This is a genomic window from Aeromonas sp. ASNIH7 (genome assembly GCF_002903485.1).
Lineage (GTDB): Bacteria > Pseudomonadota > Gammaproteobacteria > Enterobacterales > Aeromonadaceae > Aeromonas > Aeromonas caviae.
The window spans coordinates 3252606-3274201 of sequence record NZ_CP026226.1 but is presented as its reverse complement, the minus strand read 5'-3'; the positions used below and the strand labels follow the sequence as shown (position 1 = coordinate 3274201).

Annotated in this window: 21 protein-coding genes and 2 tRNA genes; 4 read left to right on the top strand and 19 right to left on the bottom strand. The window is 58.9% G+C overall.

Annotated features, from left to right (window positions below):
• The 16 genes from C2U47_RS15380 to rlmE form a co-directional block, all read right to left on the bottom strand.
• Window positions 1-1212 carry an MDR family MFS transporter gene (locus C2U47_RS15380; protein ID WP_010675362.1) on the bottom strand — a complete coding sequence of 404 codons (1212 nt, stop codon included), beginning with the start codon at window positions 1210-1212 and terminating at the stop codon, window positions 1-3.
• Between the two features lie 142 nt (window positions 1213-1354).
• Window positions 1355-3493: a polyribonucleotide nucleotidyltransferase gene (pnp, locus tag C2U47_RS15375; protein WP_029314766.1), complete on the bottom strand. Its 2139-nt coding sequence runs from the start codon at window positions 3491-3493 to the stop codon at window positions 1355-1357.
• A 180-nt stretch (window positions 3494-3673) separates the two neighbouring features.
• Window positions 3674-3943 carry a 30S ribosomal protein S15 gene (gene rpsO, locus C2U47_RS15370; protein WP_010675364.1) on the bottom strand — a complete coding sequence of 90 codons (270 nt, stop codon included), beginning with the start codon at window positions 3941-3943 and terminating at the stop codon, window positions 3674-3676.
• A gap of 135 nt (window positions 3944-4078) precedes the next feature.
• Window positions 4079-5029: a tRNA pseudouridine(55) synthase TruB gene (gene truB, locus C2U47_RS15365; protein WP_010675365.1), complete on the bottom strand. Its 951-nt coding sequence runs from the start codon at window positions 5027-5029 to the stop codon at window positions 4079-4081.
• 1 nt (window position 5030) lies between these two features.
• Window positions 5031-5465, bottom strand: coding sequence for a 30S ribosome-binding factor RbfA (gene rbfA / locus C2U47_RS15360; RefSeq protein ID WP_010675366.1), 435 nt, complete (start codon window positions 5463-5465; stop codon window positions 5031-5033).
• Between the two features lie 55 nt (window positions 5466-5520).
• Window positions 5521-8223, bottom strand: a complete 2703-nt coding sequence (infB, locus tag C2U47_RS15355) for a translation initiation factor IF-2 (protein ID WP_029314767.1) — start codon at window positions 8221-8223, stop codon at window positions 5521-5523.
• Between the two features lie 20 nt (window positions 8224-8243).
• Entirely contained in the window at window positions 8244-9746 is a 1503-nt protein-coding gene (nusA, locus tag C2U47_RS15350) for a transcription termination factor NusA (RefSeq protein ID WP_010675369.1), read from the bottom strand.
• A 14-nt stretch (window positions 9747-9760) separates the two neighbouring features.
• On the bottom strand, window positions 9761-10219 hold the full coding sequence (rimP, locus tag C2U47_RS15345) for a ribosome maturation factor RimP (protein ID WP_010675370.1): 459 nt from the start codon (window positions 10217-10219) through the stop codon (window positions 9761-9763).
• 166 nt (window positions 10220-10385) lie between these two features.
• A tRNA-Met gene (locus C2U47_RS15340) sits at window positions 10386-10462 on the bottom strand.
• Window positions 10463-10553: 91 nt separating this feature from the next.
• A tRNA-Leu gene (locus C2U47_RS15335) sits at window positions 10554-10638 on the bottom strand.
• A gap of 7 nt (window positions 10639-10645) precedes the next feature.
• On the bottom strand, window positions 10646-10972 hold the full coding sequence (gene secG / locus C2U47_RS15330) for a preprotein translocase subunit SecG (protein WP_010633113.1): 327 nt from the start codon (window positions 10970-10972) through the stop codon (window positions 10646-10648).
• The gene (tpiA, locus tag C2U47_RS15325) at window positions 10973-11737 is read right to left on the bottom strand and encodes a triose-phosphate isomerase (RefSeq protein WP_010675371.1); all 765 of its coding nucleotides are present in this window, start codon (window positions 11735-11737) and stop codon (window positions 10973-10975) included.
• A 131-nt stretch (window positions 11738-11868) separates the two neighbouring features.
• Window positions 11869-13203, bottom strand: a complete 1335-nt coding sequence (glmM, locus tag C2U47_RS15320) for a phosphoglucosamine mutase (RefSeq protein ID WP_010675372.1) — start codon at window positions 13201-13203, stop codon at window positions 11869-11871.
• Window positions 13204-13221: 18 nt separating this feature from the next.
• A complete protein-coding gene (gene folP / locus C2U47_RS15315) occupies window positions 13222-14067 on the bottom strand; it encodes a dihydropteroate synthase (RefSeq protein WP_029314768.1) in 846 nt (281 codons plus the stop codon).
• 84 nt (window positions 14068-14151) lie between these two features.
• Window positions 14152-16104, bottom strand: a complete 1953-nt coding sequence (ftsH, locus tag C2U47_RS15310; protein WP_010675374.1) for an ATP-dependent zinc metalloprotease FtsH — start codon at window positions 16102-16104, stop codon at window positions 14152-14154.
• A 45-nt stretch (window positions 16105-16149) separates the two neighbouring features.
• Entirely contained in the window at window positions 16150-16779 is a 630-nt protein-coding gene (gene rlmE, locus C2U47_RS15305; protein WP_010675375.1) for a 23S rRNA (uridine(2552)-2'-O)-methyltransferase RlmE, read from the bottom strand.
• Window positions 16780-16876: 97 nt separating this feature from the next.
• Here rlmE and yhbY point away from each other — a divergent pair, with 97 nt between their 5' ends.
• Window positions 16877-17173, top strand: a complete 297-nt coding sequence (gene yhbY, locus C2U47_RS15300) for a ribosome assembly RNA-binding protein YhbY (RefSeq protein ID WP_010675376.1) — start codon at window positions 16877-16879, stop codon at window positions 17171-17173.
• Window positions 17174-17278: 105 nt separating this feature from the next.
• Window positions 17279-17872 carry a PilZ domain-containing protein gene (locus tag C2U47_RS15295; protein ID WP_010675377.1) on the top strand — a complete coding sequence of 198 codons (594 nt, stop codon included), beginning with the start codon at window positions 17279-17281 and terminating at the stop codon, window positions 17870-17872.
• A 47-nt stretch (window positions 17873-17919) separates the two neighbouring features.
• Here the strand turns inward: C2U47_RS15295 and greA are convergent, their stop codons facing one another.
• From greA to pomA, 3 genes are all read right to left on the bottom strand, one after another.
• A complete protein-coding gene (gene greA / locus C2U47_RS15290) occupies window positions 17920-18396 on the bottom strand; it encodes a transcription elongation factor GreA (protein WP_010675378.1) in 477 nt (158 codons plus the stop codon).
• Between the two features lie 145 nt (window positions 18397-18541).
• Window positions 18542-19435, bottom strand: a complete 894-nt coding sequence (locus tag C2U47_RS15285; RefSeq protein ID WP_029314769.1) for a flagellar motor protein MotB — start codon at window positions 19433-19435, stop codon at window positions 18542-18544.
• A 10-nt stretch (window positions 19436-19445) separates the two neighbouring features.
• Window positions 19446-20204, bottom strand: a complete 759-nt coding sequence (gene pomA, locus C2U47_RS15280) for a flagellar motor protein PomA (protein WP_029314770.1) — start codon at window positions 20202-20204, stop codon at window positions 19446-19448.
• Window positions 20205-20437: 233 nt separating this feature from the next.
• Here pomA and xseB point away from each other — a divergent pair, with 233 nt between their 5' ends.
• A complete protein-coding gene (gene xseB, locus C2U47_RS15275; RefSeq protein WP_010675381.1) occupies window positions 20438-20689 on the top strand; it encodes an exodeoxyribonuclease VII small subunit in 252 nt (83 codons plus the stop codon).
• The gene (gene ispA / locus C2U47_RS15270) at window positions 20690-21580 is read left to right on the top strand and encodes a (2E,6E)-farnesyl diphosphate synthase (RefSeq protein ID WP_010675382.1); all 891 of its coding nucleotides are present in this window, start codon (window positions 20690-20692) and stop codon (window positions 21578-21580) included. It abuts the gene before it with no gap.
• Window positions 21581-21596: the final 16 nt, after the last annotated feature.

Below are 21596 nucleotides of genomic sequence, written 5' to 3'. Positions count from 1 at the left end.
TCAGGGCCCGGCCCGGACCAGTGCTGGGCGCGAGGTCCGGGTACTCAGACCATAGAGCATCAGGATCACCAGGCAGAGCAGCGCCATCAGGGCGTAAAGCCAGCTCCCGCCCCAGTGGGCCAGCACCCAGCCTCCCAGCAAGGCCCCCATGGCCACCCCGAGTCCGGAGATGGAGGCCGCCCCGAAATAGCTCCCCTTCAAATGACCAGGCGCCATCTGATCGATCAGCACATTGAGCAAGGGGAAGAGGATGCACTCCCCGACGCTCAAGAGGATCACCGCCACTATCCAGTGCCACCAGATGGCGGTATCCCCCAGCGCAAACTGCAACTGGGCGCCGAGAAAGAGCGCCACCCCGAGTTGCAGCTTGCGCCGCGTGGACCAGCGGGCAGTCAGGTGCAGCAGGGGGAACTGCAGCATCACTATGGTCAGCGCATTGGTCGTCACCAGCCAGCCGATGAGCCGCTCCACCTCCGGCGTCCCCGCGCGGGTCAGATACTGGATGAGGGGCGACTCGAACTGGGCGTAGACCAGCATCAGCAGCAGATTGGCCATGATCAGCAGCAGAAACCCCCTGTCCTGCCAGAGCACCCGCAGCACGGCACGCATGCCGGGCCCGGCCGCCTGGCTGGTGTGGCAACCCGCCAGCCTGAACCCGATGACAAAGACCATGCCAAGCAGCAGATAGCTGGCACTGAGCAACAGGAAGGTCTCCTGACGCGCGCTCAGGCCATAGGTGACGCCGAGCAGAGGACCGATGGCCGCCCCCAGGTTGAGCAGGAAATAACGCAGGTGCAGCGCCAGCTCACGGGCTTTGGGCTCGGCCAGATTGTCGGCCATCAGTGCCTTGCCCGGTGCGTCGATGAGACCGTAGGAGAGTCCGCTGCCGATCACCCCGAGTGCCAGCCAGCCCACCTTGGGGGAGAGGCCGAGCAGGGCCACGCTTGCGGCGGAAACCAGGCAGCCGAACAGCAGGATGTTGCGCCGCCCCCATTTGTCCGAGAGCCAGCCGCCATAGAAGCTGACGAGAGTGGAAAGCGCCGCCGTGGCCCCCAGGATGGCGCCTATCAGGGTCGCCGAAAGTCCGTAGTCACGGTAGAGCAGGATCGAGAGAAAGGGCCAGACCATGAAGAAGGTGGTACGCACCATGAAAGTGCCCAGGATGACGATCCAGACCAGGGAAGGAAACTGTCTGAGGTAGGCCCATGACATGCTGCAATTCCTTTTGCCAACGAAGCGGGGTCGTCCCTTATATCAAGGGGCGCCAAAAGGAACAAGGAGACAATCTGCGCCATGCCGGGCGACAGGCACAAAAAAGCCGACCCAAGGGTCGGCTCTTTCACATACGGCAGCCTTATTCGGCAGCCGGCTCTTCGACGGCAACGGCAGCAGGAGCAGCAGCCGCTTCGGTCGGTGCGTTCGCTTCCTTGATGGAGAGACGCACCCGGCCCTGACGGTCCACTTCCAGTACCTTCACCTTCACCACGTCACCGATTTTCAGGAAGTCGGCCACGTTCTGCACGCGGGCATCGGTGATCTGGGAGATGTGCACCAGACCGTCTTTACCCGGCAGGATGTTGACGAAGGCGCCGAAGTCAGCCAGGCGCACGACCTTGCCTTCGTAGATGCGGTTCACTTCGATCTCGGCGGTGATGGCCTCGATGCGGCGGATCGCTTCCATGGCGGCTTCGTTGGCCACGGCGGAGATGCGTACGGTACCGTCATCATCCAGCTCGATGTTGGTGCCGGTCTCTTCGGTCAGTGCACGGATCACGGAACCACCCTTGCCGATCACGTCCTTGATCTTTTCAGGATTGATCTTGATGGTGTGGATGCGCGGTGCGAAATCGGAGATCTGAGCACGGGGAGCCTGGATAGCTTCGTCCATCACTTTCAGGATGTGCAGACGAGCGCCACGAGCTTGCTTCAGCGCAATCTCCATGATCTCTTTGGTGATGCCTTCGATCTTGATGTCCATCTGCAGCGCGGTCACACCTTCGCTGGTACCGGCTACCTTGAAGTCCATGTCGCCCAGGTGATCTTCGTCACCCAGGATGTCGGACAGCACGACGAAACCTTCTTCTTCCTTCACCAGACCCATGGCGATACCGGCAACGGAGGCCTTGATCGGCACACCGGCATCCATCAGCGCCAGGGAGGAACCACAGACAGACGCCATGGAGGAGGAACCGTTGGATTCGGTGATTTCAGAGACCACGCGCACCACGTACGGGAACTCGGCGGCGCTCGGCATCACGGCAGCAACGCCGCGCTTGGCCAGACGGCCGTGACCGATTTCACGACGCTTCGGGCTGCCCATCATGCCGGTCTCGCCGACGCAGTAGGGCGGGAAGTTGTAGTGCAGCATGAAGCGATCGGCGCGGTTGCCGGTCAGCTCGTCGATGTTCTGGGCGTCACGCTCGGTACCCAGCGTGGCGACCACGATGGCCTGGGTTTCACCACGGGTGAACAGGGCAGAACCGTGGGCACGGGGCAGGATGCCGGTACCGACGGAGAGGGCGCGGATCATTTCCGGATCGCGACCGTCGATACGCGGCTCACCACGTACTACGCGACCACGGACGATGCGGCTCTCCAGGCTGTGGAACTCTTCGCCGATCTTCTTGGCATCTTCTTCCACGCCGGATGCGATGACTTGCTCGACCACGCGGCCCTTGATGGCAGCGATGGTTTCGTAGCGAACAGCCTTCTCGGTGATGCGGTAGGCTTCACCCAGCTCAGCGGTGGCCAGTTCGGCAACTTTGGCTTTCAACGCTTCGTTGACGGCAGGCGGGGTCCAGTCCCAGGGCTTGGTACCGACGTCGGCAGCGAATTCGTTGATGGCGTTGATCACGGTCTGCATCTGCTCGTGACCGTAGACCACGGCGCCCAGCATCACCTCCTCGGAGAGGATGGCCGCTTCGGATTCCACCATCAGCACCGCATTGGCAGTACCGGCAACCACCAGATCCAGATCGCTCTGGGGCAGTTCGGTGGTGGTCGGGTTCAGCACGTACTGGCCGTTCATGTAACCCACGCGGGCTGCACCGATCGGGCCGCCGAACGGGATGCCGGAGATGGCCAGGGCCGCGGAGGCACCGATCATGGCAACGATGTCGGGAGAAACGGCCGGGTTCACGGACATGACGGTGGCAACCACCTGAACCTCATTGAGGAAGCCTTCCGGGAACAGCGGACGGATGGGACGGTCGATCAGACGGGAGATGAGGGTCTCACCCTCGCTCGGACGGCCTTCACGACGGAAGAAACCACCCGGGATACGACCAGCAGCATAGGTACGCTCCTGATAGTTGACGGTCAGCGGGAAGAAATCACGGCCGTGATCGGCCTCTTTCTTGCCAACGACAGTCACGAAGACACAGGTATCGTCCATGCTGACCATGACGGCCGCAGTGGCTTGACGGGCCATCACACCGGTTTCCAGTGTGACGGTGTGTTGACCGTACTGGAATGACTTTACAATAGGATTCACGTGAATTTCCTTTTAACAATTTGGCGCTTTAAATTCGCGTGCAAGTATACTTGATTCGCATCAAAAGGTAAGCGCGGACGTCAATTCTGTGAGGCAGGCAACGGCCTGCATCCTGTTTGAAACGGGCAATAAAAAAGGGGAACCTCGCGGTTCCCCTTTTTTGCGAAATCTGATGGTCGATTAACGACGCAGACCCAGCTTGGCGATCAGAGCAGCGTAACGCTGAACGTCTTTACGCTTCAGGTAGTCCAGCAGCTTACGACGCTGGGAAACCATGCGCAGCAGACCGCGACGACCGTGGTGATCCTTGGCGTGCTCCTTGAAGTGACCTTGCAGATGGTTGATCTGGGCAGTCAGCAGGGCAACTTGCACTTCGGGGGAACCGGTGTCGTTGGCGCCACGAGCGTTGTCGGCAACGATTTGAGCTTTGATCTCAGCATTTAGAGACATGGTATTACTCCAGTAGAGTGTTTAAAGGTTCACAGCCAATCTCTAATTCAGCCGTGAAATGAGGGCGGTATCATAATCGTCCCCGCCCCTTTTCGCAACGGGAAAGACGCGTGACAGACCGATACCGCCTGAGGATCACTCCTCGTCGTGGTAGCGAACCAGACGCTTGGGCGCCACGCGCCCCTCGTCATCGATCTCGCCAACCCCGATGAATTCGCGCTCCGGGCCAACCGTCATGCGGACCTGGCCACTTTGGGGGCTACCTGCCACCTGCACGGCCTGACCCTGGTTCACATAGGCGGCCACGGCGACCAGCATGTTCACCTCGGGCAGAGAGGCCACGGCGGTGTCCATCGGCAGCAACAGGGGATCCAGCTGCTCCCGTGGCGGAATGCTTTCGGCCTTGGCCTGCTCGAAGATACACTCGAGCTGCTCCAGGGTCAGCATCCGCTCATAGGGGTAGCTCGCCACCTGGGTGCGACGCAGCTGGGTGACGTGAGCGCCACAGCCCAGCACTTCCCCCAGATCGTCCACCAGGGAACGGATATAGGTACCCTTGCTGCAATGCACTTCCAGCTTCACCTCGTCCCCCTCGAAGCCGAGCAGCTTGAGTTCGAAGATGGTGATGGGACGGGCTTCCCGCTCGATCTCGATCCCTTCACGGGCATATTCGTAGAGCGGGCGGCCGTTGTGTTTGAGGGCGGAGTACATGGACGGCACCTGCATGATGGGGCCGCGGAACTGGTCCAGCGCCTCGATCAGGGTGCCCACGGCCACGTTCACCGGGCGGGTGGAGACCACCTCGCCGTCGGAGTCGCTGGTGTTGGTGCGCTCGCCCAGCTTGGCGGTCACCTCATAGCGCTTGTCCGCTTCCAGCAGATACTGAGAGAACTTGGTGGCCTCCCCGAGGCAGATCGGCAACATGCCGGTGGCCAGGGGGTCCAGGGCGCCGGTATGGCCGGCCTTGGCGGCGTTGTATATCCGCTTGACCTTCTGCAACACATCGTTGGAAGTCAGGCCGGTAGGTTTGTCCAGCAGCAGGATGCCGTGTACGTCACGGCCTTTGAAACGACGTCTACGAGACATCTCAGGCGTTATCCTCAGTCGTGTCATCCGGTGCGGATTGCTCTTCGTCACGACCGGCTTCAGTCATGCGACGCTTGTCTTCACGCACAGTGTTGGTCACCAGGTTGGAGAGACGCATCCCCTCGACCAGGGTCTGGTCGTAGTAGAAACGCAGCTCGGGCACCACCCGCAGACGCATGGCGCTGCCCAGCAGGCTGCGGATGTAACCGGCAGCCTCGGTCAGGCCCTTGAGCCCTTCCTTGATGCGCTCGGCGTCATTCTCCAGTTGCAAGAAGGTGACATAAACCTTGGCATAGTTGAGGTCCTTGGAGACCTCCACGTCGGAGACGGTCACCATGCCGATGCGCGGGTCTTTCACCTCGCGCTGCAGGATCAGCGCGATTTCACGCTGGATCTGCTGCCCGACCCGACGGGTCCGGCTGAATTCTCTGGCCATATTCTATCCTGCGATAAAAGGGGGCCGCGGCCCCCTATTTTGTCTAACGCTCGGCTTACAGAGTCCGTTGGATTTCAACGGTCTCGTACACCTCGATCTGGTCGCCTTCACGTACGTCGTTGTAGTTCTTGACCGCGATACCACACTCGTAGCCGTTGCGAACTTCGTTGACGTCATCCTTGAAGCGGCGCAGGGATTCCAGCTCGCCTTCATAGATAACCACGTTGTCACGCAGAACGCGAATGCGGTTGGAACGCTTGACCACACCTTCGGTAACCATACAGCCGGCAACGGCGCCGAACTTCGGCGACTTGAAGACGCTACGCACTTCAGCCAGACCGATGATCTCCTGACGATACTCAGGAGCCAGCTTGCCGCTCATGGCCTGCTTCACTTCGTCGATCAGGTCATAGATGACGGAGTAGTAACGCAGATCCAGGCTCTCGGATTCGATGACCTTGCGCGCAGAAGCGTCGGCACGGACGTTGAAGCCCACCAGGATGGCGCTGGAAGCCGCGGCCAGGGTCGCGTCGGTTTCGGTGATGCCACCTACGCCGGAACCCACGATCTTCACCTTCACTTCGTCGGTGGAGAGTTTGACCAGCGCATCGCAGATCGCTTCCACAGAGCCTTGTACATCGGCCTTGATCACCACGTTCACTTCGGACACTTCGCCCTCGGTCATGTTGGCGAACATGTTTTCCAGCTTGGCCTTCTGCTGGCGAGCCAGCTTGACTTCGCGGAACTTGCCCTGACGGTAGAGCGCCACTTCACGGGCTTTCTTCTCGTCACGCACGACCGTGGCTTCGTCACCGGCAGAGGGAACGCCGGACAGACCCAGAATTTCCACTGGCAGAGAGGGACCTGCTTCCTTGATCTCGCGACCCAGTTCGTCACGCATGGCGCGAACCCGGCCGTACTCAAGACCACACAGCACGATGTCGCCCTGACGCAGAGTACCTTCCTGTACCAGCACGGTGGCAACCGGACCACGACCTTTATCCAGGAAGGATTCGATCACGACGCCGTTGGCCATGCCGTCAACCACTGCTTTCAGCTCCAGGACTTCGGCCTGGATCAGGATGGCTTCCAGCAGGTCGTCGATGCCTTCGCCAGACTTGGCGGAGACGTGCACGAACTGGCAATCGCCACCCCACTCTTCGGACATGACGTTGTAACGGGCCAGCTCGGTCTTGACGCGATCCGGATCCGCTTCAGGCTTGTCGATCTTGTTCACCGCAACAACCAGCGGCACACCGGCCGCCTTGGCGTGCTGGATAGCTTCGATGGTTTGCGGCATCACGCCGTCGTCAGCTGCAACAACCAGCACCACGATGTCGGTCGCCTTGGCACCACGAGCACGCATGGAGGTAAACGCCGCGTGACCCGGGGTATCCAGGAAGGTGATCATGCCGCTGTCGGTCTGTACGTGGTACGCACCGATGTGCTGGGTAATGCCACCGGCTTCGCCTGCGGCGACCTTGGCTTTACGGATATAGTCCAGCAGCGAGGTCTTGCCGTGGTCGACGTGACCCATGATGGTCACGACCGGCGCACGCGGCTTGGCTTCGGAGGTCTCGTCACGATCGCTAAGTACCGCCTCTTCCAGCTCGTTCTCACGGCGCAGCACTACCTTGTGACCCATCTCCTCGGCGACCAGCTGAGCGGTCTCCTGGTCGATCACCTGGTTGATGGTGGCCATGGCACCCATCTTCATCATCACCTTGATGACTTCAACGCCCTTGACGGCCATCTTGTTGGCGAGCTCCGCCACTGTGATGGTCTCGCCGATGACGACGTCACGGTTGACCACGGCAGCCGGCTTGTTGAAGCCGTGTTTCATGGCGTTCGGCATGGCCATCTTGCCACGCTTGCCTTTGCGGGCACGGGGATCGCGGGAGTTGCGGTCATTGCGGTCGTCTTCGCGACGGCCGACCTTCTTCGGCGCCTTGGCAGCGGCAGCCGTGCGACGGCTGGTCTCTTCCTTACGATCCAACTCATCTTCGGCCGCTTGCGCGTGCTTGTTGGTGGTCAGATGGTAATCGCTGCTCTCTTTGGCGCGAGCCGCTTCTTCTTCAGCCCAGCGGGCCGCATTCTGTTCCGCCATGATGCGAGCCTCTTCGGCTTTCTTCGCGGCGAGTTCTTCAGCTTTTTGCAAAGCTGTCTGTTCCTGTTGGCGCTTCAGTTCTTCTGCTTCGCGCTTGGCCATCTTTTCTGCCTCTTGCTGAGCTGTGCTAACGGCTGCTTTGGCGGGCTGTTGAGCCTGTCGAGCCTTCTGTTGTGCCTCGATCCGCGCCTTTTCCTCAGCTTCACGACGAGCCTGCTCAGCCTCACGGCGAGCCTTCTCTTCAGCGTCGAGGCGGGCCTTCTCTTCGGCCTCGCGACGAGCTTTTTCTTCTGCTTCCAAACGCGCTGTTTCCTCGGCTTCCGCCTGGCGCTGTTCATCTTCCAGCGCCGAGCGTCTTACATAGGTGCGAGACTTGCGCACTTCTACCTGCACTTCCTTGTTCTTGCCACCAGTCCCCTGAACACTCAGGGTGCTCTTGGTCTTGCGCTGCAAGGTCATGCGAGCAGGTGCGGTGACCTCGTCACCTCCATGCTGTTTCTTCAGATGTGCCAGCAGAGTCTGTTTCTCAGACTCGCTGACCATGTCGTCGGCCTTGCTCTTCACGATGCCGGCATCGACAAACTGCTGGAGAAGACGATCAACCGGCGTGTCGATGTCAGTGGCAAGTTGCTTAACTGATACTTCTGCCATTCATTTTCCTCCGTTTGACCTTATTCAGACTGCTCTTCTCCGAACCAACAGATATTGCGAGCAGCCATAATGAGCTCACCTGCCTTCTCGGCGGTCAACTCTTCGATGTCGGCAAGGTCATCGATACCTTGCTCTGCCAAATCTTCCAGGGTGCCGACGCCGCGAGCGGCCAGGGCATAGGCCATTTCACGGCCGAGGCCGGAGAGATTGAGCAGTTCTTCGGAAGGCTCGACGCCTTCAAAGGATTCTTCTTTGGCCAGGGCCTTGGTGGTCAGGGCATCCTTGGCACGCTTGCGCAGCTCTTCGACCATGTCTTCATCCAGACCGTCGATGGCCAGCAGCTCGTTGACCGGGACGAAGGCGATCTCTTCCAGGGTGGAGAAGCCCTCTTCCATCAGCAGGCCAGCGAAATCGTCGTCGATATCGAGGGTGCTGGTGAACAGGTTCATGATGCGGTCGTTCTCGGCCTGGTGCTTGGCACGCATGTCCTCGACGGTCATCACGTTCAATTCCCAACCGGTCAGCTGGGAGGCAAGACGCACGTTCTGACCGTTGCGGCCGATGGCCTGGGCCAGGTTGGCGGCTTCCACGGCGATGTCCATGGTGTGGTTGTCTTCATCGACGATGATGGAGGCCACATCGGCTGGCGCCATGGCGTTGATCACGTATTGGGCCGGGTTGTCATCGTACAGCACGATGTCGGCACGCTCACCGCTCAGCTCGGCGGAGACGGCCTGAACGCGGGCACCACGCATGCCGATACAGGCACCGATCGGGTCGATACGACGATCGTTGGTCTTGACCGCGATCTTGGCGCGGGAACCCGGATCACGGGCGGCGCCCATGATTTCGATCATCTCTTCGCCGATTTCCGGCACTTCGATGCGGAACAGCTCTTTCAGGAAGTCCGGGCTGGAGCGGCTGACGAACAGCTGGGAACCACGGGCTTCCGGACGCACGGCGTAGAGCAGGCCACGGATACGGTCACCGGGACGGAAGGTCTCACGGGGCAGCATGTCGTCACGGAAGATCACGGCTTCGGCATTGCTGCCCAGATCCAGGATCACGTTGTCACGATTGCTCTTCTTGACCACGCCGCTGATGATGGTGCCTTCCTTGTCCTTGAACTGGTCAACAACTTGGGAACGCTCGGCCTCGCGCACTTTCTGCACGATGACCTGCTTGGCGGTCTGGGTGGTGATACGGTCGAAGGTCACAGAGTCAATCTGGTCTTCAACATAGTCGCCGATCTGGATATCCGGCTGCTCGATCTGAGCGGCTTCGAGAGTGATTTCCCCGTACGGGTTCTCCATGGAAGCCTGATCGGCTACCACGACCCAACGGCGATAGGTATCGTAGTCACCGGTCTTGCGATCGATCTCGACCCGCACTTCAATCTCGCCTTCGTATTTTTTCTTGGTCGCAGTCGCCAGCGCAGTCTCCAGAGCCTGGAAAATCTTCTCGCGGGGGACAGCCTTCTCGTTGGACACAGCGTCAACGACCAGCAAAATCTCTTTATTCATATCCGATAGCCTCGTTAACCAAAGTTCGGCACTATGTTCGCTTTTTGGATATTGGTGAAAGCCAACACCTCGTCCTTACCATCTACCGTCAGAGTGATCATGTCCCCCTGCACGGCTTTGATTACGCCTTTGAACTTGCGGCGGTTGTTTGTTGCCATCCGAAGCGTTACCGCCGCCTCCTGGCCAACGTATTTTTCGAACTGGGCGACCTTGAACAGTGGACGATCCAGACCCGGGGAAGACACCTCAAGGTAGTACTCCTCGGTGATGGGATCTTCGACATCCATGATGGCGCCGACCTGGCGGCTCACCTCGGCACAGTCTTCCACCGTCACGCCTTGCTCCGAGTCGATGAAAACGCGCAAGGTCGAGTGCTTACCCGCACGGATAAACTCGATACCCCACAGTTCAAAACCCAAGGCAACGACCGGAGCCTCGAGCAGATCGGTCAAACGTTGTTCCAACGTAGCCAAAGTCACCCTCCGAAAAACGAAAAAAGGGCATATAGCCCAGATAGAAATAGATTCAGAGTAAATTGCACATAACAAAAAGCCCCGATGTCAAATCGGGGCTTGGCGCTTTACCCTGATTGTCGCCTCGCAGCGACCGCCTTCCTGAGCGTAGGAAATGCGTGAAATTTGGTTGCGGGGGCCGGATTTGAACCGACGACCTTCGGGTTATGAGCCCGACGAGCTACCATGCTGCTCCACCCCGCGTCCGAAATCGTGCGAGATTATAGCCACTTCGCTCTCGTGAGACAAGACTCAGCGGCTATAACATCCCGGTTACCCGGGTTCACTGCTTAATTGGTGCCGTGGGCGGGACTCGAACCCGCACACCCTAGAGCACTACCCCCTCAAGATAGCGTGTCTACCAATTCCACCACCACGGCAAAACTCTTATTCGGGAACGTCAGTATCTTTCTTCACTGGCGCTTTGCTCTGCTCAACTTGTTGAGTCTGTTGCAGATTTTCCCATTCACTACCCTGTTTGACCTTGTTGCTGGACATGGAACCCAGAACCAGACTAATCAAGAAAAACAGAGTAGCCAAAATCGCTGTTGTGCGGGTCAGGAAACTGCCTGAACCACCGGAGCCGAACACAGTATTCGATGCCCCTGCGCCGAAGGAGGCGCCCATATCAGCCCCTTTACCTTGCTGAATCATCACCAGACCAATCAGAGCCAGCGATACCAGCAGATAAACGACCAAAAGAATCTCGTACATTTAACTTGCACCCTTTGCCGCTTCAACTATTCCTAAAAACGCCTCGCCATCAAGACTTGCCCTGCCTATCAGACCGCCATCAATATCGGACTGCGCAAACAAATCTTGTGCATTGGCCGGTGTCACGCTCCCACCATAGATGATTCTGACTTTCTCACCTATTACCGGAGTATCCTCCGCCAAGCGACTGCGAATAAAGGAATGAACCTCTTGTGCCTGCTCGGGTGTGGCGCATTTACCTGTACCTACAGCCCAGATTGGCTCGTAGGCGATGATAGCATTATCGAAAGCCATCGCGCCATTTTTCTCTATGACGATGTCCAGTTCCTCGGCAATCACCTCAAAGGTTCTTCTTGCCTGCCTCGCCGCGCCTGACTCACCAAGACAAAGTATGGGTATCAGACCTGCTGCTCTGACTGCCGCAAACTTCTCTGCGACTATAAAACTGGTCTCACCAAAGAGACGCCTGCGCTCGGAGTGGCCAACAAGTACATATCGGCAACCTGCCTCGACTAGCATCTCACACGAGATTTCACCCGTATAAGCGCCTTGTCTGTGCTGGCTCACGTTCTGAGCCCCCAGCTTCACTCTTCCCTGCTCACCGAGCAGTTCGGCCGTGAAACCGAGATGCACATGGGATGGACACAAGACCACATCTACGTCTTCATCAATGCGCTCTGCGCACTGACTCGTAAACTGCTCTAACTGCGACCTACTACCGTGTAACTTCCAGTTGGCTGCTACAAACGGCTTGCGATGTCCCATCGGCAACTCCCTTGCGAAAGCGGGGCTGATAATATCCAGAGGATGCTCAGCTGACAAGTGCTATTTTCAAATTTTCGAATCGTTTGAACAAGATACAACCAAGGCGACTAAAAAGCCGCCTTGTTTGTTCATTAAAACGCCGATTCGACCTGTTTGGCGATGCGCTCTGCCATATCGCGCACCTGCTGTTCGTGTTCACCTTCGACCATGACCCGGATCAGGGGCTCGGTGCCAGATTTGCGCAGCAGCACCCGGCCACGGCCGGCCAGTTCCTGCTCCACTGCCGCCACTTCCTGCTGAACGACACTGGAGGTCAGCGGATCCTTGCCTTCGGCGAAGCGCACATTGACCAGCACTTGCGGGAACTTGCTCATGCCCGAACGCAATTTGGCCAGCGGCATCTCGGCACTGCGCATGGCCGTCAGCACCTGCAGGGCGGCGACGATACCATCCCCCGTGGTGGTCTGATCCAGGCAGATGATGTGACCGGAGTTTTCGCCCCCGATGCGCCAGCCCTTCTCGTTCATCATCTCAAGCACGTAGCGGTCACCCACCTTGGCACGGGCAAAGGGGATGCCCAGGGTCTGAAGCGCCAGCTCCAGCCCCATGTTGGCCATCAGGGTGCCCACCACACCGCCCTTGAGGCGGCCATGGCGCAGGGCATCCCGGGCGATGATGTAGAGGATCTCATCCCCGTCGATGATGTAACCAGTGCTGTCCACCATCACCAGACGGTCGCCGTCACCGTCGAAGGCGACGCCGAGATCTGCCTTGCATTCCTGAACCTTGGCGGCCAGCGCCTCCGGTGCGGTGGAACCGACACCGTCATTGATGTTGAGCCCATCCGGGCTGCAGCCGATGGCGATGACTTCGGCACCCAGCTCGCGGAAGACGGAAGGGGCGATGTGGTAGGTGGCACCATGACCGCAATCCACCACCATTTTCAGCCCTTCCAGGCTCAGATTGGAGGGGAAGGTGCTCTTGCAGAATTCGATGTAGCGACCAGCCGCATCATCGATGCGCTGCGCCTTGCCAAGCTCCGCGGACTCCACGCACTTGAGTTCGTTGTCGAGCTCGGCTTCGATGGCCAGCTCGACATCATCGGGCAGCTTGGTGCCGTCGGCGGAGAAGAACTTGATGCCGTTGTCGTAATAGGGGTTGTGGGATGCACTGATGACGATGCCGGCTTCGGCACGGAAGGTGCGAGTCAGGTAGGCAACCGCCGGGGTGGGCATGGGTCCCATCAGTATGGCTTTGAGACCGGCGGCGGAGAGCCCCGCCTCCAGTGCCGACTCCAGCATATAACCGGAGATACGGGTATCCTTGCCGATCAGCACCTTCTTGGTCCCTTTCTTGGAGAGCACCTTGCCGGCGGCCCAGCCCAGTTTCATGACGAAATCCGGGGTGATCGGGTATTCACCCACCTTGCCGCGCACGCCGTCGGTGCCGAAGTACTTTCTGGTCATTGTCTGTTTCTCGTTTTTCTATTTGGATATGAAATCTTGTCCCGTCATGGTCATCCAGCCTGTACGCAAGACATCCATGGTGGCCCGCACGTCGTGCACCCGGATGATCCTGGCGCCATGTTGCAACCCGATCAGGGCACAGGCCAGACTACCAGCCAACCGCTCGGCTACCGGGCGGTCAAGCAGGTTGCCTATCATAGACTTTCGTGACATGCCCACCAAGAGCGGAAGTTGGTAATCGAGCAGTGACGCCTGCTGTGCCAGCAGCTGATAGTTGTGCGCCAGCGTCTTGCCAAAGCCATAGCCTGGATCCAGTACCAGATGCTCACGCGGGATACCGGCCCCCAGACAAGCGGCAATCCGCTCGTCAAAGAAGGCTCTCACCTCCCCCAGCAAATCGTCATAGTGCGGCTCCACCTGCATGGTACGGGGCTGCCCCTGCATGTGCATGAGGCATACCGGTACGCCAGCCTCGGCCGCCGCGCCCAGCGCTCCCGGCTCTTGCAGGGCGCGGACATCATTGATGAGGTGACCACCTGCAGCACAACCCTCCCGCATGACAATCGCCTTGGAGGTATCGAGGGAGATCATCACATCCAGCTCGGCGACCATGCGCTCCACCACGGGGATGACCCTGTCCAGCTCCTCCTGCTCGCTCACGTCGGGGGCGCCCGGGCGGGTCGACTCGCCACCTATATCGATAAGGGTGGCCCCATCGGCCACCATGTCGCGGGCATGACCCAACGCCAGATCGATCTGCTTGAAGCGGCCACCATCTGAAAAGGAGTCCGGCGTCACATTGAGAATGCCCATGACATGGGGACGGTCGAGAGAAAGGGGACGTCCCTTGCTGATTAACTGCATTGCTTCAACTACCTCCAACAAGAGCTGCAAACTCTTCGTGCAAAGAAAAACCCCGGGCAAGCCCGGGGTTTGTATCATGGCAACTTATTTGGCCGGGACATCGTTCGCCTTGTCGATGTCACTCAGAGGTGCACTGCCCTCTTCAGCCGGCGCCGTGGCCTCCGGCCCGTTGTTCACGCTGGCACCACCTTGCGGGGTGTCACCGTGCTCATCATGCCAGTTGCTGGGAGCACGGACCTCGCGACGCGCCATCAGATCATCGATCTGCTTGGCATCGATGGTCTCGTACTTCATCAATGCATCTTTCATGGTGTGCAGCACATCCATGTTGTCCAGCAGGATCTGCTTGGCACGATCATAGTTGCGATCGATGACCTGCTTGACCTCTGCATCGATAATGCGGGCGGTATCGTCAGACATGTGCTTGGCCTTGGCCATGCTGCGGCCGAGGAATACTTCACCATCCTCTTCTGCGTAGAGCATGGGGCCGAGACGCTCGGACATGCCCCACTGGGTGACCATCTTGCGGGCGATGTCGGTCGCACGTTCGATGTCGTTGGATGCACCGGTCGATACCTTCTCGGCACCGTAGATCAACTCTTCCGCCAGACGACCGCCATACAGGCTGGAGATCATGGACTCAAGATGCTGCTTGGAGTGGCTCCAGCGGTCCTGCTCCGGCAGGTACATGGTAACACCCAGCGCACGGCCGCGCGGAATGATGGAGACCTTGTAGACAGGGTCATGATCCGGCACCACGCGACCAATGATGGCGTGACCCGCTTCGTGATAGGCCGTCATCTCCTTCTCGGACTCTTTCATCACCATGGAGCGACGTTCCGCCCCCATCATGATCTTGTCCTTCGCCTTTTCGAACTCCAGCATGGAGACCACTCGGCGGCTCTCGCGAGCAGAGAAGAGGGCAGCCTCGTTCACCAGGTTGGCCAGATCAGCACCGGAGAAACCAGGGGTACCACGGGCAATCAGCGCCGGATTGACATCATCCGCCAACGGTACCTTGCGCATATGCACTTTCAAGATCTGCTCACGACCGCGAACATCCGGCAAGCCGACCACGACCTGGCGGTCGAAACGACCCGGACGCAGCAGCGCAGGATCCAGTACGTCGGGACGGTTGGTGGCGGCGATGACGATGATGCCCTCATTGCCTTCAAAACCATCCATTTCAACCAGCATCTGGTTCAGGGTCTGCTCACGTTCATCGTGACCACCTCCCAGACCGGCGCCACGCTGGCGACCGACCGCATCGATCTCATCAATGAAGATGATGCAGGGGGAGGATTTCTTGGCCTGTTCGAACATGTCACGCACCCGGGAGGCACCGACACCCACGAACATTTCCACGAAGTCCGAACCTGAAATGGTGAAGAACGGCACCTTGGCCTCGCCTGCAATGGCTTTGGCCAGCAGGGTCTTACCAGTACCGGGAGGACCTACCAACAGGACGCCGGTCGGGATCTTGCCACCCAGCTTCTGGAATTTGGTCGGGTCACGCAGATAGTCGACCAGCTCCTTGACCTCTTCCTTTGCCTCGTCACAACCGGCTACGTCGGCGAAGGTAGTCTTGATCTGATCTTCGCTCATCAGGCGAGCCTTGCTCTTGCCGAACGACATTGCACCCTTGCCGCCGCCGCCCTGCATCTGACGCATGAAGAAGACCCAGACACCGATCAGCAACAGCATCGGGAACCAGGAGATGAAGATGGACGTGATCAGAGATGGTTCTTCCGGCTTCTCACCCATCACCTTGACGTTATGGTTGAGCATGTCGTTGAGCAGTTGGGGATCCGGCGCAGGAATGATGGTGGTGAAACGTTCACCGGTGCGCTTGACGCCATTGATGACCTTGCCATCCATCCGCACTTCACGGATCTGCTCCTGGGTCACTTCTTTCACGAAGCTGGAATAGTCCAGCTGGCGACTGGTGGTATCGCTGGGGCTGAAGCTATTGAACACCGACATCAGCACGACGGCGATGACCAGCCACAGGATTAGGTTTTTCGCCATGTCACTCAAATCAATGACCTCGCAGACTGACAGTTAACGATGAGGGTTAGGGTACTACAGTTTAAAACCGGTAGCCACAATGTAGACTTCTCGTGAACGTGCACGGGACGAGTCTGGTTTTCGAATCTTGACGACAGAGAAAAGTCTACGTATTTCATTGAGATAGGCATCAAACCCCTCCCCCTGGAACACCTTGACTACAAAACTGCCATTACTGCTCAGGACCTGATTGCACATGTCCAGCGCCAGTTCCACCAGGTACATGGCACGGGCCTGATCCACCTGCTGGGTGCCGCTCATGTTGGGCGCCATGTCCGACATGACGACATCCACCTTGTCGGGGCCGACTCGCTCCAGCAAGGCGCCGAGTACAGTTTCCTCCCGAAAGTCCCCTTGCAGGAAATCGACACCGGCAATGGAATCCATCGGCAAAATATCACACGCAATGACGCGCCCCTTGTCACCGACCTGGTCGATAGCAAATTGGGACCAGCCACCGGGAGCAGCCCCCAGGTCCACTACCGTCATCCCCGGCTTGAGCAGCCGGTCTTTGCCCTGGATCTCGTCGATCTTGAAAACGGCGCGAGAGCGCAGTCCCAACTTCTGGGCTTTCTTGACGTATTGGTCGTCGAAATGTTCTTTTAACCAGCGGGTTGAACTGGGGGAACGTTTTTTCTGGGTCATGATTGTCGACTTTAAAAAACCACAAGGGTTATTAGTATTAAGGGCTAAGTGGGGGTAGAATACGCCCCTTTCAACCCTGACTTATGAAGAAATTGCCATGATTCTCAACAATAAACAGAAACAGTACCTCAAGGGCCTGGCCCACAGTCTGAAGCCGGTCGTCCTGCTGGGACAACACGGTCTGACCGAAGGGGTGCTGGCCGAGATCGATCTGGCGCTGAACCACCACGAGCTGATCAAGGTTAAGGTTGCGTCTGAAGATCGTGAGATGAAACAGCTGGTGATGGATGCCATCGTTCGCGAGACCGGCGCCATCAAGGTACAGAGCATGGGCCATGTACTGACCATCTACCGTCAGGCCAAAGAGCCCAAGATCCAGTTGCCGCGCAAGTAACAGGAAAGAGCATTCGCTCTTTCCTTCATTTCCCTTCTTCCCAAGTCGCTTGCCAAAATAGTTGCCAGGCCCTTAACCTGCGATGAATAGCCGTGGACACCCACTATGGACAAGCATCAGCTCCTCACCGATGAAGAACTGGCCATGCTGCGGGACCTGGGAAACGATGAAGACATTGCCACCAGCCAATACCTGCGCGGCCCCCTGCCCCTTCCTCTCCAAAGCCTGTTGCAGCGAGCCAAGCCCCTGACACTCGAAGCCCGCATCGCCGGCTACCAATTGCGTTTCCCGCTCCACTGCACCCAGGCAGAGGAGGGCCACGCCGAGCTGCGCATCGCCGCGCCGACCATTACCGAGCTGGGTTCGCCCCATCTGCGCGCCTGGCGACTCGACGAAAAGGCCGTGCTTTGCACCGAAGACGCGGAGTACGAGGTATACAGCCTCTCCCTTGGCGGTCTCATCGTGGCTGGCTTGCCGGACGCCTTTGCCAAGGGAGATCCACTTGGCGGATACCTTCGCATCGAGGATCTCCCTCCCTTGGCCATGACAGGCACCCTCGTCAGGCACGTGGATGCCAATCCACATCGCCATGACTGGGCCGTCCAGTTCCGGCTGGGCAAGGAGGATCAGGAACAATTGCGGGACTGGCTCTTCCAGCGCCACCAGGACGCCTTCGTCCAGGCCTATCAGGGTGACTAAAGACAACAGGGGAGCCCGGCTCCCCTGTCTCTTTCCCCGACGTTCAATCAGAGATAGGCAACTTCCAGGATCTCGTACTCCACATCGCCACCCGGCGTCTTGACGATGGCAACGTCATCCACTTCCTTGCCGATCAGGGCGCGGGCAATGGGGGAGTTCACGGAAATCATGTTCTGCTTGATGTCCGCCTCGTCGTCTCCCACGATGCGGTAGACCACTTCCTCTTCCGTTTCACTTTTGAGCAGGGTCACGGTTGCGCCGAAGATGACGCGGCCATTGTTGGCAATCTTGGTGACATCGATAATCTGGGCATTGGAGAGCTTGCCTTCGATTTCCTGAATGCGGCCTTCACAGAAACCCTGCTGCTCGCGGGCGGCATGGTATTCGGCATTTTCTTTCAGATCGCCATGTTCACGGGCATCAGCAATCGCTTCGATAATCTGGGGACGCAGCTCGGTCTTGAGATAATCGAGCTCTTGACGCAGCTTTTCAGCGCCGCGAACAGTCATCGGAGTATGATTCATAGTCGAAACCTGGGTTGCTTTATAAAGAGAAGCTGCGGCAATCAAAAGAGAGCCGCAGCTGTCGGTTCGGATGGGGCATCTTAATATGAAGCCGCCACAAAATCCATGTCAGCCCCTGCGAGCGGGATCCTGCTTTGGGCCAGCGTTACTTGGATTCCGAGACGCCAAGCGGGGCCGACACCGTCGGTTTGCCCTGCATGATGGCGATCTCGACACGTCGGTTCATGCGCCGATTCTCTGGGCTGTTGTTGGGCACCAGCGGCTGGGAATCCGCCATCCCTTGCACCACCAGACGATTGCCGTCAAAACCGGGCACCTTGATCATCTGGTGGGCAACCGCCACCGCCCGCTGGGATGAAAGCTCCCAGTTGGACTGGAACAACTCGTCCTCGGTGGCCACATTGTCGGTGTGGCCGGAGACGGTGATCTCCCCCGGCACATCCTTGAGCAGCACAGCCACCTTGCGGATCACCGGCCAGAACTGGGGTTGCAGGAAGGCGGATCCCGCCGGGAACGCCGCTTTCTCGCGAATGCGAATGATGATCTGCTGACCCAGCGCCTCTATCTCGATGGCCCCATCCTGGATCTGGGCCTGCATCTGCTCCGCCAGTGCCTTGGCCAGGGTGTTGGACTGTTCCTGCGCCTTCTGGGCTTCCTGGGCGGTATCGCCGCCGCTCTGCTGACCTTCGGTCTTGTCATGTCCACCCGCCTTGTCCGCATCCCCTGGCTGGAAATCCAGCTCGGTCTGGGTCATGTCGATGGTCTGCTGCATGATGGTGTCAATAGGCGTCGGCTCGGGGCGACCAGGACGAAACTCCTGGGCGATGACCGAGGTTCCCTTGGGGATATCCTTGACCTCTAGGATGTTCTGCACCCCGAACGCCTTCTCCATGGAACCGGCGATCTGCTTGAACTTCTGCACATCCATCTCGGCAAAGGAGAGCAAGAGCACGAAGAAGCACATCAGCAGAGACATGAGATCCGCGAAGGTTCCCATGTAACCGGGCAATCCGGGAGGCGGGCACTTGCACTTTGCCATCTGTGCGCTCCTATTCGGTCCCGTTGTTGCGTTTGGACTGATTCAGGTAGTTCTGCAACATGGCTTGGATCACCCTCGGGTTCTGTCCATCCTGGATCCCCATGATGGCGTCGAGGATCAGGGTGCGGCTCAACTGTTCCTCGCCGCTACGCAGTTCCAGCTTGTCAGCGATGGGGATGGCAATCATGTTGGCCTCGATGGCGCCATACAGGGTCGTCAGCAAGGCCACCGCCATGGCCGGACCGATGGATTTGGGGTCGCTCATGTTGGCCAGCATGGCCACCAACCCCACCAGGGTACCGATCATGCCCATGGCCGGACCGAGATCCCCCAGGGAGCGGAACACCTTGATGGCCGTGGCGTGACGCTCGGACGTCAGTTCGATGTCCTTCTCCATCACCGCACGCACTACGTCGGCATCATGACCGTCCACCAGCATGTCGATGCCCTTCTTCATGAAGGTATTGGGGATCTCCGCCGCCTCCAGGGCCAGAAAGCCCCCCTTGCGGGCCGCATCCGCCAGTTCCACCGCCTTGGTGATGAGATCGTCGAGCTTGTCCCCCTTGTACATGAAGGCCTTGCCCGCGACCTTGAAGGCCATCAGAAACTGACCGAGGTTGAATTTCATCATGCAGATGAACACGGACCCCAGTATGGTGATGTAGACCGATGGCATGTCCACATACATGCTCATGGGGCCGCCCAGCAACATGCCGTACACCACGACCCCGAACCCCAGCACTAAGCCTATCAGACTCCCTAAATCCACATCCCTACTCCTGTCGCCGAACGTGCCGTCTAATTATATTGCGTTGAATTTTCTGCTATTGCGTCCCCGGCAGCAAGCCCGGCACACCGCAATCGCCGATCGGCAATGCGTGGTTGCATGCCCTTCTTATCGGCCAGGGTCAGGATAGTTTGAGGACGCCGCGTTTTTCTGCCTCCCCCCTGTGGCCGGTCGATGTTAAGATGAGCCGTTTTTTTCAATCCCCGAGGATGGACATGGCCAGTAAAAAAATCGACCGTCTGAGTTTTGATGCCACCCTGGAAGAGCTGGAAACCATAGTGCATCAACTCGAACAGGGCTCGCTCCCCCTCGAGGAGGCACTCAAACAATTCGAACAGGGCATCCATCTGGTGCGCGCCGGCCAGCAGAAGCTGGAACAGGCCGAGCAGAAGATCCAGATCCTCCTGACCCAGGCCGATGGCAGCGAGCAAGCGGTCCCCTTTCGAGCAGAACAAGGAGAGGAGTGAGTGACCCTGGACGATTTCTCCCGCCTGCATCGGCGCCGCATCGACGACTGCCTCTCGGCACAGCTTGACGCCCTGCCCGCCATGGCGCCACGTCTGCGGGATGCGATGAAATACGGCCTGCTGCTCGGTGGGAAACGGGTGCGCCCCTTCCTGGTCTATGCCGTCGGCGAGATGCTGGGCGTCAAGAGCGAACTGCTGGATGGCCCCGCCGCCGCCGTGGAGTGCATTCACGCATACTCCCTCCTGCACGACGACCTGCCCGCCATGGATGACGACGACCTGCGTCGTGGTCAGCCCACCGTACACAAGGCCTTCGATGAAGGCACAGCCATCCTGGCGGGCGATGCCCTGCAGACCCTGGCGTTTTCCATTCTGGCCGACCACCCCATGCCCGATACATTGATGGCCAACCGGGTGCGGATGCTGAGTGCCCTGGCCCGCGCGTCCGGCTATCTCGGTATGTGCGGCGGTCAGGCACTGGATCTGGACGCCGAAGGGCGCCGGATCAGCCTCGCCGAGCTGGAGCAGGTGCACCGCCACAAGACCGGGGCCCTCATCGAGTGCGCCGTGACCATCGGCGCCCTGTGCAAGGCTGACGTGGAACCCGCCACCCTCACCGCCCTGCAAACCTATGCCGCCGCCATCGGACTCGCCTTCCAGGTGCAGGACGACATCCTCGACATCACGGGCGATACCGCCACCCTGGGCAAGCCGCAAGGCTCGGATCTGGCGCTGGAAAAGAGTACCTATCCGGCCCTGCTCGGACTCGACAATGCCCGTGAGCTGGCTCGCGAACTGCATGACAAGGCCTTAACAGCCCTGCAATCCTTGCCCTACAATACCGACATTCTGGAAGCGTTTGCCGATTACATCATCGAGCGAACCCACTAAACGCTGGATAACAGTA

Excerpts from the sequence above, each read along its gene's own strand:
- C2U47_RS15380 (WP_010675362.1), bottom strand. The coding sequence starts at position 1,212 with ATGTCATGGGCCTACCTCAGACAGTTTCCTTCCCTGGTCTGGATCGTC.
- rpsO (WP_010675364.1), bottom strand. The coding sequence starts at position 3,943 with ATGTCTCTAAATGCTGAGATCAAAGCTCAAATCGTTGCCGACAACGCT.
- truB (WP_010675365.1), bottom strand. The coding sequence starts at position 5,029 with ATGTCTCGTAGACGTCGTTTCAAAGGCCGTGACGTACACGGCATCCTG.
- rbfA (WP_010675366.1), bottom strand. The coding sequence starts at position 5,465 with ATGGCCAGAGAATTCAGCCGGACCCGTCGGGTCGGGCAGCAGATCCAG.
- infB (WP_029314767.1), bottom strand. The coding sequence starts at position 8,223 with ATGGCAGAAGTATCAGTTAAGCAACTTGCCACTGACATCGACACGCCG.
- nusA (WP_010675369.1), bottom strand. The coding sequence starts at position 9,746 with ATGAATAAAGAGATTTTGCTGGTCGTTGACGCTGTGTCCAACGAGAAG.
- secG (WP_010633113.1), bottom strand. The coding sequence starts at position 10,972 with ATGTACGAGATTCTTTTGGTCGTTTATCTGCTGGTATCGCTGGCTCTG.
- tpiA (WP_010675371.1), bottom strand. The coding sequence starts at position 11,737 with ATGGGACATCGCAAGCCGTTTGTAGCAGCCAACTGGAAGTTACACGGT.
- glmM (WP_010675372.1), bottom strand. The coding sequence starts at position 13,203 with ATGACCAGAAAGTACTTCGGCACCGACGGCGTGCGCGGCAAGGTGGGT.
- folP (WP_029314768.1), bottom strand. The coding sequence starts at position 14,067 with ATGCAGTTAATCAGCAAGGGACGTCCCCTTTCTCTCGACCGTCCCCAT.
- rlmE (WP_010675375.1), bottom strand. The coding sequence starts at position 16,779 with ATGACCCAGAAAAAACGTTCCCCCAGTTCAACCCGCTGGTTAAAAGAA.
- yhbY (WP_010675376.1), top strand. The coding sequence starts at position 16,877 with ATGATTCTCAACAATAAACAGAAACAGTACCTCAAGGGCCTGGCCCAC.
- C2U47_RS15295 (WP_010675377.1), top strand. The coding sequence starts at position 17,279 with ATGGACAAGCATCAGCTCCTCACCGATGAAGAACTGGCCATGCTGCGG.
- greA (WP_010675378.1), bottom strand. The coding sequence starts at position 18,396 with ATGAATCATACTCCGATGACTGTTCGCGGCGCTGAAAAGCTGCGTCAA.
- C2U47_RS15285 (WP_029314769.1), bottom strand. The coding sequence starts at position 19,435 with ATGGCAAAGTGCAAGTGCCCGCCTCCCGGATTGCCCGGTTACATGGGA.
- xseB (WP_010675381.1), top strand. The coding sequence starts at position 20,438 with ATGGCCAGTAAAAAAATCGACCGTCTGAGTTTTGATGCCACCCTGGAA.